The sequence below is a fragment of the Streptococcus australis genome (assembly GCF_901543175.1).
Lineage (GTDB): Bacteria > Bacillota > Bacilli > Lactobacillales > Streptococcaceae > Streptococcus > Streptococcus australis_A.
Genome location: NZ_LR594040.1, coordinates 380,909 through 393,066 on the forward strand (window position 1 = coordinate 380,909; position 12,158 = coordinate 393,066).

The 12,158-nt window shown below is 40.9% G+C and carries 16 protein-coding genes; all 16 read left to right on the forward strand.

All coding sequences use genetic code 11. The annotated features are described in order from the left end of the window. A complete protein-coding gene (locus tag FGK98_RS02005) occupies positions 1 to 909 on the forward strand; it encodes a magnesium transporter CorA family protein (protein ID WP_000899717.1) in 909 nt (302 codons plus the stop codon). 17 nt (positions 910 to 926) lie between these two features. Continuing rightward, the gene (locus FGK98_RS02010; protein WP_138099813.1) at positions 927 to 1,454 is read left to right on the forward strand and encodes a YqeG family HAD IIIA-type phosphatase; all 528 of its coding nucleotides are present in this window, start codon (positions 927 to 929) and stop codon (positions 1,452 to 1,454) included. A 2-nt stretch (positions 1,455 to 1,456) separates the two neighbouring features. Further along, the gene (gene yqeH, locus FGK98_RS02015) at positions 1,457 to 2,563 is read left to right on the forward strand and encodes a ribosome biogenesis GTPase YqeH (RefSeq protein ID WP_138099814.1); all 1,107 of its coding nucleotides are present in this window, start codon (positions 1,457 to 1,459) and stop codon (positions 2,561 to 2,563) included. A gap of 214 nt (positions 2,564 to 2,777) precedes the next feature. Then, a complete protein-coding gene (gene yhbY, locus FGK98_RS02020; protein ID WP_000060169.1) occupies positions 2,778 to 3,089 on the forward strand; it encodes a ribosome assembly RNA-binding protein YhbY in 312 nt (103 codons plus the stop codon). A 51-nt stretch (positions 3,090 to 3,140) separates the two neighbouring features. Continuing rightward, positions 3,141 to 3,770 carry a nicotinate-nucleotide adenylyltransferase gene (locus FGK98_RS02025; protein ID WP_000963695.1) on the forward strand — a complete coding sequence of 210 codons (630 nt, stop codon included), beginning with the start codon at positions 3,141 to 3,143 and terminating at the stop codon, positions 3,768 to 3,770. Continuing rightward, entirely contained in the window at positions 3,770 to 4,363 is a 594-nt protein-coding gene (gene yqeK / locus FGK98_RS02030) for a bis(5'-nucleosyl)-tetraphosphatase (symmetrical) YqeK (protein WP_138099815.1), read from the forward strand. Before FGK98_RS02025 ends, yqeK begins: the two co-directional genes overlap by 1 nt. Further along, the gene (gene rsfS / locus FGK98_RS02035) at positions 4,364 to 4,717 is read left to right on the forward strand and encodes a ribosome silencing factor (protein ID WP_138099816.1); all 354 of its coding nucleotides are present in this window, start codon (positions 4,364 to 4,366) and stop codon (positions 4,715 to 4,717) included. A gap of 207 nt (positions 4,718 to 4,924) precedes the next feature. Beyond that, on the forward strand, positions 4,925 to 5,665 hold the full coding sequence (locus FGK98_RS02040) for a class I SAM-dependent DNA methyltransferase (protein WP_277871339.1): 741 nt from the start codon (positions 4,925 to 4,927) through the stop codon (positions 5,663 to 5,665). A gap of 9 nt (positions 5,666 to 5,674) precedes the next feature. Continuing rightward, positions 5,675 to 6,772 carry a nucleotidyltransferase gene (locus tag FGK98_RS02045; RefSeq protein ID WP_138099818.1) on the forward strand — a complete coding sequence of 366 codons (1,098 nt, stop codon included), beginning with the start codon at positions 5,675 to 5,677 and terminating at the stop codon, positions 6,770 to 6,772. A gap of 132 nt (positions 6,773 to 6,904) precedes the next feature. Further along, positions 6,905 to 7,159, forward strand: coding sequence for a type II toxin-antitoxin system Phd/YefM family antitoxin (locus FGK98_RS02050; RefSeq protein ID WP_025171799.1), 255 nt, complete (start codon positions 6,905 to 6,907; stop codon positions 7,157 to 7,159). A gap of 3 nt (positions 7,160 to 7,162) precedes the next feature. Next, positions 7,163 to 7,417 carry a Txe/YoeB family addiction module toxin gene (locus FGK98_RS02055; protein WP_138099819.1) on the forward strand — a complete coding sequence of 85 codons (255 nt, stop codon included), beginning with the start codon at positions 7,163 to 7,165 and terminating at the stop codon, positions 7,415 to 7,417. 201 nt (positions 7,418 to 7,618) lie between these two features. Further along, the gene (locus tag FGK98_RS09885; RefSeq protein ID WP_241993319.1) at positions 7,619 to 8,797 is read left to right on the forward strand and encodes a P-loop NTPase fold protein; all 1,179 of its coding nucleotides are present in this window, start codon (positions 7,619 to 7,621) and stop codon (positions 8,795 to 8,797) included. Beyond that, positions 8,763 to 9,278 carry a hypothetical protein gene (locus FGK98_RS09890; protein WP_206750892.1) on the forward strand — a complete coding sequence of 172 codons (516 nt, stop codon included), beginning with the start codon at positions 8,763 to 8,765 and terminating at the stop codon, positions 9,276 to 9,278. The genes FGK98_RS09885 and FGK98_RS09890 overlap by 35 nt, the downstream gene beginning before the upstream one ends. A 127-nt stretch (positions 9,279 to 9,405) precedes the next feature. Continuing rightward, positions 9,406 to 11,019: a ribonuclease Y gene (locus tag FGK98_RS02065; protein ID WP_138099820.1), complete on the forward strand. Its 1,614-nt coding sequence runs from the start codon at positions 9,406 to 9,408 to the stop codon at positions 11,017 to 11,019. Between the two features lie 134 nt (positions 11,020 to 11,153). After that, a complete protein-coding gene (gene gmk / locus FGK98_RS02070; RefSeq protein WP_049521923.1) occupies positions 11,154 to 11,780 on the forward strand; it encodes a guanylate kinase in 627 nt (208 codons plus the stop codon). 24 nt (positions 11,781 to 11,804) lie between these two features. Then, positions 11,805 to 12,119: a DNA-directed RNA polymerase subunit omega gene (gene rpoZ, locus FGK98_RS02075; protein WP_002875802.1), complete on the forward strand. Its 315-nt coding sequence runs from the start codon at positions 11,805 to 11,807 to the stop codon at positions 12,117 to 12,119. Positions 12,120 to 12,158 lie beyond the last annotated feature (39 nt).

Consider the following 12,158-nt stretch of genomic DNA (forward strand, 5'->3'; position numbering starts at 1 on the left):
ATGCTATTTGTAGAGAAAAAACTAGGTCATGATTGTACCTGGATAGACCTTGATGTGGACAAGATTAAAAACATGGAAGATCTTTCTGACGTCTATGGATTGGACAAGGAAACCATTGAGTATGCTCTAGATAGAAATGAACGAGCCCACATGGATTATAACCGTGAAACGGGGACGGTAACCTTCATTTATAATGTTCTTGATTTAGAAAAAGACAAGGAATACTATGAAGCGATTCCGATGACCTTTATCGTTGAAAAACAACGGTTGATCACTATCAGCAATCACAAGAATACTTATGTGATTAAACGCATGGCGACCTATCTTGAAAGCCATGAAATTATTTCAATCTACAAATTTCTTTTTGCCAGTTTAGAGATTATTAGCAATGCTTATTATCCAGTTATTGAAGAGATGGATAAAAGTAAGGATGAAATCAGTGCACTTCTTCGTCAAAAAACAACTAAAAAAAATCTTTTTGCCCTCTCTGACTTGGAAACTGGTATGGTTTACTTGACAGCTGCTGCCAAACAAAATCGTCTCCTCTTGGAACACATCCAAGGGCATGCTCTTTATCGCAATCTTAATGAGGTAGAAAGAGAGCAGTTTGACGATGCCATGATTGAAGCCCATCAGTTGGTTTCGATGACAGACTTGATTTCTCAAGTTTTGCAACAACTCTCAGCCTCTTACAACAACATCCTAAATAATAATTTGAATGATAATTTGACAACTTTGACAATTATCTCAGTCTTGCTGGCTATCCTTGCGGTTATTACAGGATTCTTCGGAATGAATGTCCCTTTACCGTTTACAGATGAACCGAATGCTTGGATTTATATTTTGATAGCTAGTCTAATTTTATGGGCAGTCTTAGCCCAATGTTTAAAGAAAATTGCTAGAAATTAAAAAGAAAAGGAGCCAGAATGGCAATTGAAAACTATATGCCAGATTTTGCTGTGGAAGCAGTCTATGATCTGACAGTCCCAAGCCTGCAGGCGCAGGGAATCAAGGCTGTTTTGGTCGATTTGGACAATACCCTCATTGCTTGGAATAACCCTGATGGAACGCCAGAGATGAAGCAATGGCTACATGACCTTCGTGACGCAGGTATTCGTGTCATCGTGGTCTCAAATAATACCAAAAAACGGGTTCAACGAGCAGTTGAAAAGTTTGGGATTGACTACGTTTATTGGGCCTTGAAGCCCTTCACCTTTGGGATTTACCGTGCCATGAAGGAATTCCACTATGAGAAAAATGAAGTGGTCATGGTCGGCGACCAACTCATGACGGATATTCGTGCAGCGCATCGTGCAGGAATTCGCTCAATCTTGGTCAAACCCTTGGTCCAACACGACTCGATCAAAACACAGATTAACCGAGCTCGCGAGCGCCGTGTCATGCGAAAAATAACGGAAAAGTACGGACCAATTACATATAAAAAAGGAATTTAACTATGGAAGAAATTCTCTGTATTGGTTGTGGAGCAACCATTCAGACGACAGATAAGGCTGGTTTTGGATTTACACCCCAGTCAGCACTTGAAAAAGGTTTGGAGACTGGTGAAGTTTATTGCCAACGCTGTTTCCGTCTCCGCCATTACAATGAAATTACAGATGTTCAGTTGACAGACGATGACTTCCTCAAGCTCTTGCACGAGGTGGGAGACAGTGATGCCTTGGTGGTCAATGTCATTGATATCTTTGACTTTAATGGCTCTGTCATCCCAGGTTTGCCACGTTTTGTGTCGGGCAATGATGTCCTCTTGGTTGGAAATAAAAAAGATATTCTACCTAAGTCCGTAAAGGCTGGCAAGATTAGCCAGTGGCTCATGGAACGTGCCCACGAAGAAGGACTTCGTCCTGTCGATGTCGTCCTAACTTCGGCGCAAAATAAACATGCCATCAAGGAAGTCATTGACAAGATTGAACACTACCGCAAGGGCCGTGATGTATACGTAGTTGGGGTGACCAACGTTGGAAAGTCAACCCTTATCAACGCTATTATCCAAGAAATAACGGGTGATCAGAATGTCATCACGACTTCGCGTTTCCCAGGGACAACCTTGGACAAGATTGAGATTCCGCTTGACGACGGATCTTATATCTATGATACGCCGGGGATTATCCATCGCCACCAGATGGCCCACTACTTGACGGCTAAAAACCTCAAGTATGTCAGTCCTAAAAAGGAAATCAAGCCCAAAACCTATCAACTTAACCCTGAACAAACCCTGTTTCTAGGTGGTTTAGGACGCTTTGACTTCATTGCAGGTGAAAAGCAAGGATTTACTGCTTTCTTTGACAATGAACTCAAACTCCACCGTACCAAGCTAGAAGGAGCAACTGCCTTTTACGACAAGCACCTCGGAACTCTCCTCACACCACCAAATAGTAAGGAAAAAGAAGATTTTCCAAAACTAGTCCAGCATGTATTTAATATCAAGGACAAGACTGACCTAGTCATCTCAGGACTAGGCTGGATCCGAGTAACAGGCACTGCCAAAGTCGCCGTCTGGGCACCAGAAGGCGTCGCCGTCGTCACACGAAAAGCAATAATTTAAAATAAAATCACTGAGCGAACAAAGTGAGCTCATAAAAAGATAGTTATTGCCGCGGTGTGATTGCCAATCTCTTGATTGGCAAGGGGCACAATTGAGACCTAGGCTCAATTGTGAGGTCAGGAAATCCATTTTGCAAAGATGAGATCTTTGGAAAATTAGTTCCGACCGTCCCTCACCACCTAAAATAACTATCAAAAAACAAGGAAGAAAGATTATGTCATTAACATCAAAACAACGTGCCTTCCTCAACAGCCAGGCACACACCCTCAAACCCATCATTCAAATTGGAAAAAATGGTCTCAACGACCAAATCAAGACCAGCGTCCGTCAAGCTCTTGACGCGCGTGAATTGATCAAGGTTACTCTCTTACAAAACACAGATGAAAACATCCACGAAGTAGCTGAAATTTTGGAAGAAGAAATCGGTGTGGATACAGTCCAAAAAATCGGACGCATCTTGATCTTATTTAAACAATCCAGCAAGAAAGAAAACCGCAAGATTTCCAAGAAAGTCAAAGAAATCTAAGACCGAAACTCCAAGAAACTGTTTTTACAGAGAATTAAAGGAGACTAGCCTATGGCAATCGAATTATTGACTCCCTTTACCAAGGTAGAGTTGGAGCCAGAAATCAAGGAGAAAAAACGCAAACAAGTTGGGATTTTAGGGGGGAATTTTAACCCCGTTCACCATGCCCATCTTGTTGTGGCGGACCAAGTACGACAACAGTTAGGACTGGACCAGGTCCTGCTCATGCCTGAATACCAACCCCCTCACGTAGATAAAAAAGAAACCATCCCTGAACACCACCGTCTCAAGATGCTTGAGTTGGCGATTGAGGGGATTGAAGGACTAGCCATTGAAACTATTGAGCTAGAGCGCAAGGGTATTTCTTACACCTACGACACCATGAAGATTTTGACAGAGCAACATCCAGATACGGATTATTACTTCATCATCGGAGCTGATATGGTGGACTATCTGCCCAAGTGGTACCGAATTGATGAACTGGTTGACATGGTTCAGTTTGTTGGAGTTCAGCGCCCACGCTACAAGGCAGGGACTTCCTATCCAGTTATCTGGGTGGATGTGCCTCTCATGGACATCTCGTCCAGCATGGTGCGTGACTTCATTGCCCAAGGTCGGAAACCCAACTTTCTCCTACCTCAGCCAGTGCTTGACTACATTGAGAAGGAGGGGCTTTACTGATGGCCTATCAAGACTATATCAACTGCTCCCGTGAGGCTTTGTTGGAAAAAATGGCAGAGCTTCTACCTGAAAAACGCTTAACCCACTGTCTAGGTGTGGAGCGTGCAGCTATAGAGCTAGCGAAGCGATTCGGAGTCGATGCCGAGAAAGCTGGTCTAGCAGGCCTTCTTCATGATTATGCTAAAAAGTTGTCAGATCAGGAATTTCTGGATTTGATTGACCGTTACCAGCTAGACCCTGACCTCAAAAACTGGGGCAATAATGTCTGGCATGGCATGGTTGGCATCTACAAGATTCAGGAAGATTTGAATTTGAAAGATTCTGAGATCCTGCGGGCTATTGAAATCCATACGGTCGGGGCTGACCAGATGAGCGACCTAGACAAGGTTATCTATGTCGCAGACTATATCGAGCATAACCGAGCATTTCCGGGAGTGGATGTGGCGCGTGAGATTGCAAGTTTATCGCTCAATAAGGCAGTGGCCTACGAAACGGCACGAACTGTGGAGCATTTAGCTCATCAGGGATTCCCCATCTATCCCCAAACCCTTGAAACCTATAACGCCTTTGTGCACTATTTGAAAGAGGACTAAATGAACGAAAAAGAATTACTAGAACTAGTCGTGAAAGCGGCTGATGAGAAACGCGCGGAAGATATCCTCGCACTTGACGTACAAGATTTGACCAGCGTGACGGACTACTTTGTCATCACTAGCTCGATGAATAGCCGTCAGTTGGACGCTATCGCTGATAATATCCGTGAAAAAGTAGCTGAAGCTGGCTTTAAAGGTAGCCATGTTGAAGGCGATGCAGCTGGAGGCTGGGTCTTGCTGGACCTCGGCGGTGTCGTTGTGCATATCTTCTCAGAAGAAATGCGTGCCCACTATAACCTTGAAAAACTATGGCATGAGGCTGTTTCTGTAGATATTTCAGAAGCCTTGGCCTAGTAGATGAACTCAGTTGCAGTCAACTGGGTTTCTTTGCTTATTTTAGAAGAAAATTGATAGAAAGGTAAAGGGCGCCGTGTTTGGTTGATGTTGAAACTGAACACGAGCTAAAAGCTGTGAGAAAAAGATAACCTTCCCTTGTATCTGATGATACGGCAGAAAGTTTCCTATTTTCTCTTAGCTTTTAACGCTCTTTGTATATTAATTATGGCGACATATGAAACCTTTGCGGCTGTTTACGATGCTGTGATGGATGATAGTTTATACGATAAATGGACGGATTTTTCGCTTCGTAATTTGCCTAAGACCAAGGAGAGAAAGAAGCTTTTGGAATTGGCTTGTGGAACAGGTATCCAGTCTGTCCGCTTTTCTCAGGCTGGTTTTGATGTGACAGGACTTGACTTGAGCGCGGATATGCTGAAAATTGCTGAAAAGAGAGCGACATCAGCTAAGCAAAAGATTGATTTTATTGAAGGCAATATGTTGAATTTGTCCAAGGCTGGTAAATATGATTTTGTGACTTGCTACTCTGACTCTATCTGCTACATGCAGGATGAGGTGGAGGTAGGAGACGTCTTTAAGGAAGTATATAATGTCCTCAACGAAGATGGTGTATTTATCTTTGATGTGCATTCGACCTACCAGACAGATGAAGTTTTTCCAGGCTATTCCTACCATGAAAATGCAGAAGACTTCGCCATGCTCTGGGATACCTATGAGGACGCAGCACCTCACTCTATCGTGCATGAGTTGACTTTCTTTATCAAGGAGGCCGATGGTTCCTTTAGTCGCCACGATGAGGTACACGAGGAGCGTACATACGAAGTCTTGACCTATGATATTTTGCTGGAACAGGCTGGATTCAAGTCCTTCAAACTCTATGCGGACTTTGAGGACAAGGAGCCGACAGAAACTAGCACCCGTTGGTTTTTTGTCGCGCAGAAGTAGGAGAACATCATGACCATCACAGGTATTATCGCGGAGTTCAATCCTTTTCATAATGGGCACAAATACCTGCTTGATCAGGCGAAGGGGCTGAAAATCGTTGCCATGTCAGGGAATTTCATGCAGCGTGGAGAACCTGCTATCGTGGACAAGTGGACACGGGCTCAGATGGCACTGGAAAATGGAGCGGATCTGGTAGTGGAATTGCCCTTTTCAGTCAGTGTTCAGGCAGCAGATTTCTTTGGTCAAGGAGCTGTGGATATCTTGGCTCGGTTGGGCATTGATAGGCTGGCTTTTGGAACAGAAGAAGTTCTGGATTATCAAAAAATCACTGACTTATTCACAGAGCAAGGTGCTGAGATGGAGAAATTTGTGGATAATCTGCCTGATTCTCTCTCCTATCCTCAGAAAACCCAAGCCATGTGGAAGGAATTTGCAGGTCTTGATTTTTCGGGTGATACGCCCAATCATGTCCTTGCTTTGGCCTATGCTAAGGCAGTTGCAGGACGAAACATCAAGCTTCATCCAATTAAACGTCAAGGCGCAGGTTACCATTCTGTGGACAAAGACGCGGACTTTTCCTCGGCGACAGCCCTCCGTCAGCACCAGAGGGACCAAGATTTCTTAGAACGCTTTATGCCTTCTGTTGCCCTCTTTGAGCGGTCCAGTAAGGTGAGCTGGAATGACTATTATCCCTTACTCCGCTATCAAATCTTTTCAAATCCAGACCTAACCACCATCTATCAGGTCAATCAAGAAATGGCAGTGCGTATCAAGGAAGCTATCAAAACAGCCCAGTCTGTGGAAGAATTGGTCGAGGCGGTTGCGACCAAACGTTACACCAAGGCGCGTGTCAGACGCCTCTTGACCTATATCTTGGTGCAGGCTAGAGAAAGTGATCTGCCAGAAGGTATTCATGTTCTCGGTTTTACCGAAAAAGGCAGGCAACACCTCAAGTCTCTGAAAGGGCAGGTCTCTCTAGTCAGCCGAATTGGCAAAGAACCTTGGGATGCCATGACCCAAAAAGCAGACCAGATTTACCAACTAGGACAGCCAAGTATCGCAGAGCAGAATTTCGGCAGAGTGCCCATTAGAATAGAAACAAACTAAGTCTACTGAAAGGTAGGCTTTTTTAGAAGATTTTCGAATAAATAGATAGAAAAGAAAAATCTTGTACAAGTTCCTGACAATTTCTTTCTTTTTGTGTATAATAGTGGAAAAGAGGTAAAACGAGGTATGGTTATGGAAGCAGTTCTTTACTCAACATTTCGAAATCATTTAAAAGACTACATGAAAAAGGTAAACGATGAATTTGAACCTTTGACGGTGGTTAATAAAAATCCAGATGAGGACATTGTAGTTCTTTCAAAGAGCGAATGGGACAGTATTCAAGAAACCCTGAGAATCGCTCAGAACAAGGAACTTTCTGACAAGGTCTTGCGAGGAATGGCTCAAGTTCGTGCTGGAGGCACTCAGGTACATGTGATTGAGGAGTGAGAAATGCTGCTCAAATTTACAGAAGATTCCTGGGCGGATTATTGCTATTGGCAAAACCAAGATAAGAAAACACTAAAAAGAATCAATAAATTAATCAAAGATATTCAACGCGATCCTTTTGTAGGAATGGGGAAACCAGAGCCACTCAAATATGACTATCAAGGAGCCTGGTCACGGCGCATTGATGCAGAAAATCGCTTGATTTATATGATAGATGGGGATAGCGTGGCTTTCTTGTCCTTCAAAGATCATTACTAAGTCTACTGAAAAGTGGGCTTTTTTATTTTAGAAATTTTAGATAGCAAATTGAAGATAAAGTCTTTGGAAAATGATAGACTTCCTAAGTTAAAAAATCAGTGAAAATTTTTAGTATAATAACTAGATTCTTGTCCCTTGAATCCGCTTTATGACTCTTATTTTGTGGTATAATCATGATAATATAGATTAAAAGGGGTATATATGAAAAATATAATGACGAGGATTCTTAATTTTTTTCTGAATTTCAAGCCATTGAAATATTTATTGAAAAGGCCATCATGGAGTAGTAATGTTAGAGTTGTTGAGTGGTACAAAATATTTATAGCTAGTATGTGGGTACTGTATCTTGCACTTGAGATTGAACAATTTAAACGCTTTGTTTTACCTATCTATAAATTTGTATCTAATTATAATTTTTTAAAAGATATTATTTCGATTTTGTATGTGAATCGTGTAATAATATTGTTAGCACTGACTATACCAACAATACTATTCTGGTTTTTAGACATAATTTTTAAAAAAGTTAATTATAAGAAACTGGACCCAGAGCTATTTCCAGAATATGACTTGGATGACTATCCTTATCAAACTCATCTGGTGGAGTTTTTAAATAGTTCAGATTCTATTCATAATGTCTTCTGGTTGGATGGTTCTTGGGGAAGTGGGAAAACATTTTTTATAAAGACGTTTTTTGAAAATCAAATTTACAAGAAGAAAGAAATCTACTATATTTCCTGCTTTGGGATAAAAACAAGAGAGCAAGCCGAGAAAATATTGATCAATGAAATAGAAAAACAATCCATACTTGGAAATTTGGACTTTATTCCACTTGTTGGAGGAGTTTTTAAATGGTTCTTTAAAACAGTTGGAACGGATTTGATGAAGCGAGATTCTATCATTATTTTTGATGATTTTGAACGGGTTTCGTATGCAGAAACATCAGATAACCCTTCAGATTATAATGATTTATTGGGTTATATTGACTATCTTTCTGAGAATAAAAGATTTAAAATTATTGTAATTTTAAATAGTGAGGAAATAAAATCAACAAAGAAAAATCTAATTGATAATAAATTTAAGCTAAATCAATATCAAATGGTATCTACAGAAGTGGTCATAAATAACATTTTGGAAAAAAGTAAGTTGAAGAATGATTACCTTGGGCTTATTCTATCATTCATTTTTAAAATTTATTATGTAGATATAGATGAAAGAGTTGTACAAGATAAAAATAATAATTCAGGAATAAAAAAACCAAGTTTAAGAGAGTTCCAGAAGTCATTAGAAGAACTTTCAAATATAACTAATAATAAGAAGAAAGCAGACTACATTATCAATTGGATGAATGGTTGGGAAGAAACTGATAGTATTCTTTTTTGAATGTTATATGTATCTTAATGGGATAGATAAGTATGACAAGTTATTTGAGTTTGACGGATATTTTCATTTTGAAATGTTAGCAAAGATTGTAGATTTTAATATTGAGGATCTTATAGCAATTTCATATGGTTTTTCGAACGTAGATGGAAAATTATGTAATAAGAAAAAGGCCTATCTTTCTCAACTTTTATCGTGTTTATGGAAGATAGGGCTAAGAAATTTATTTTTATCAAAAAAAACTAAGAAGGTATTTTATAGTAACTATAATCATTCTAGTTATGAAATAGAGGAGCGTCTAGTTGAAATATACTATGATGTTTTAGACAAGAATATAAAAGATGATTATCGAATTAATAACATAGAGAGATTAGAAGATCCAGAATATCAAAACTTTATAAAAAAATATCTACCTTTGGAATCAAAAGGGCAAATTACAATTAATCAAATTCCAATAGATAAATTAGTATTAAGTGATAGCTGAACTAGAAATCTTTTTGTCCAAAATTCACACAAAACTCTTCAATTTGGGTTTGTGAAAATTGTTTTTTTATGATAGAATATTAAAGAATGTATGTCATTCGGATAAACAAATAAATTGAGGTAAAAACATGGAAATCATGACAATTGCGATTGTTGTTTTTGCCGTCATCATTGGTTTAGTCATTGGATATGTCAGCATCTCAGCTAAGATGAAATCATCTCAAGAGGCTGCAGAGTTGATGCTTCTAAATGCTGAACAAGAAGCAACTAATTTACGAGGACAAGCTGAGCGCGAAGCGGATTTATTGCTAAATGAAGCCAAGAGCGAAAGCAAGTCTCTTAAAAAAGAAGCACTATTGGAGGCCAAAGAGGAAGCCAGAAAATACCGTGAAGAAGTGGACGCTGAATTTAAGTCAGAACGTCAGGAGCTCAAGCAAATTGAAAGTCGTTTGACGGAGAGAGCTACGAGCCTTGACCGCAAAGACGACAATTTGACGAACAAAGAAAAAACACTTGAACAAAAAGAACAAAGTATTTCTGATAGAGCAAAAAACCTTGATGCACGTGAAGAGCAATTAGAGGAAGTCGAAAGACAAAAAGAAGCTGAACTTGAACGTATCGGCTCCCTTTCTCAAACTGAGGCTCGAGATATTATCTTGGCTCAGACAGAGGAAAACTTGACCAAGGAAATTGCTAGCCGCATTCGCGAGGCTGAGCAAGAAGTGAAGGAGCGTTCAGACAAGATTGCGAAAGATATCTTGGCTCAGGCTATGCAGCGTATCGCTGGTGAGTATGTAGCGGAGTCAACAAACTCTACAGTTCATCTACCAGACGATACCATGAAGGGACGCATTATCGGTCGTGAAGGACGCAATATTCGTACCTTTGAAAGTTTGACAGGGGTAGATGTTATCATCGACGACACACCAGAAGTGGTAACCTTGTCAGGATTTGATCCGATTCGTCGTGAAATTGCTCGTATGACCATGGAAATGTTGCTCAAGGATGGACGTATCCACCCAGCTCGTATCGAGGAGTTGGTGGAGAAAAACCGTCAGGAGATTGACAATAAGATCCGTGAATACGGTGAGGCTGCTGCCTATGAGATTGGTGCGCCAAACCTTCATCCAGACTTGATGAAGATCATGGGACGCTTGCAGTTCCGTACTTCTTATGGACAAAATGTCTTGCGTCATTCGATTGAGGTTGCTAAGTTATCTGGTATCATCGCCAGTGAACTTGGTGAAAATGCAGCTCTTGCCCGTCGTGCTGGATTCCTTCATGACATAGGGAAAGCTATTGACCGCGAGGTTGAAGGTAGCCACGTTGAGATTGGTACAGAGTTGGCTCGTAAGTACAAGGAACACCCAGTTGTGGTGAATACGATTGCTAGCCACCACGGGGATGTCGAAGCCGAAAGTGTCATTGCAGTAATTGTTGCTGCAGCAGATGCCTTGAGTGCAGCGCGTCCAGGTGCTCGTAGTGAATCTCTTGAAAGCTACATCAAACGTCTCCATGATTTGGAAGAAATCGCCAATGGCTTTGAAGGAGTGCAAAATAGCTTTGCCCTTCAAGCAGGACGTGAAATCCGTATCATGGTAAATCCAGGACAAATCAAAGACGACAAAGTCACAATCTTGGCTCACAAAGTTCGTGAGAAAATTGAAAACAATCTCGATTACCCAGGAAATATCAAGGTAACCGTGATCCGCGAACTTCGTGCAGTAGATTATGCTAAATAAATAAGAAAGAGCAGTTGAAATATTACTGCTTTTTTGTTACACTAGATAGAAAGACTGTAGAAGGATAACTGACGCTATCATCAGTATCCGAGAGAAATTTTACTTTATTTCACAGACTAACTAAAGGAGACATAATGGCAGACCGAGGCTTGCTAATCGTTTTTTCTGGTCCTTCAGGAGTTGGGAAAGGGACGGTTAGAAGAGAGATTTTTGAGAATTCTGAGAATCAATTTCAATACTCTGTATCGATGACGACGCGTGCGCAACGTCCTGGTGAAGTGGACGGAGTGGACTATTTCTTCCGTACTCGTGAAGAGTTTGAAGAGCTGATCCGTCAAGGTCAGATGTTGGAATATGCAGAATATGTCGGTAACTACTATGGAACTCCTCTGACCTATGTCAACGAAACCCTAGATAAGGGAATCGATGTCTTTCTGGAGATTGAAGTGCAGGGAGCTCTTCAGGTTAAGAAAAAGGTTCCAGATGCTGTCTTTATCTTCCTAACACCACCAGATTTGGATGAATTACAAGATCGTTTGGTAGGTCGTGGAACAGATAGCGCTGAAGTGATTGCCCAACGAATCGAAAAAGCCAAGGAAGAAATTGCCCTCATGCGTGAGTATGATTATGCCATTGTCAACGATCAGGTGCCCCTCGCCGCTGAACGTGTCAAGCGTGTGATCGAAGCAGAACACTTCCGTGTGGACCGTGTCATTGGTCACTACCAGGAGATGTTGCCAAAATCTCCAACTACTCGATAAACTATAGGAAACAGGTACAAGCAAATGATGTTAAAACCCTCTATTGATACCTTGCTCGACAAGGTACCATCAAAATATTCACTCGTAATCTTGGAAGCAAAGCGTGCCCACGAACTAGAAGCAGGTGCGCCAGCAACTCAAGAGTTTAAGTCTGAAAAATCAACTCTTCGCGCTTTGGAAGAAATCGAGTCTGGAAATGTAACCATTCACCCAGATCCAGAAGGAAAACGTGAAGCGGTTCGTCTCCGTATCGAAGAAGAAAAACGCCGCAGAGAAGAAGAAGAAAAGAAAATCAAAGAGCAAATTGCTAAAGAAAAAGAAGATGGTGAAAAAATTTAAGGTTGGGGGGACTCAATCTTATTTTTTCTATTGCAAGAA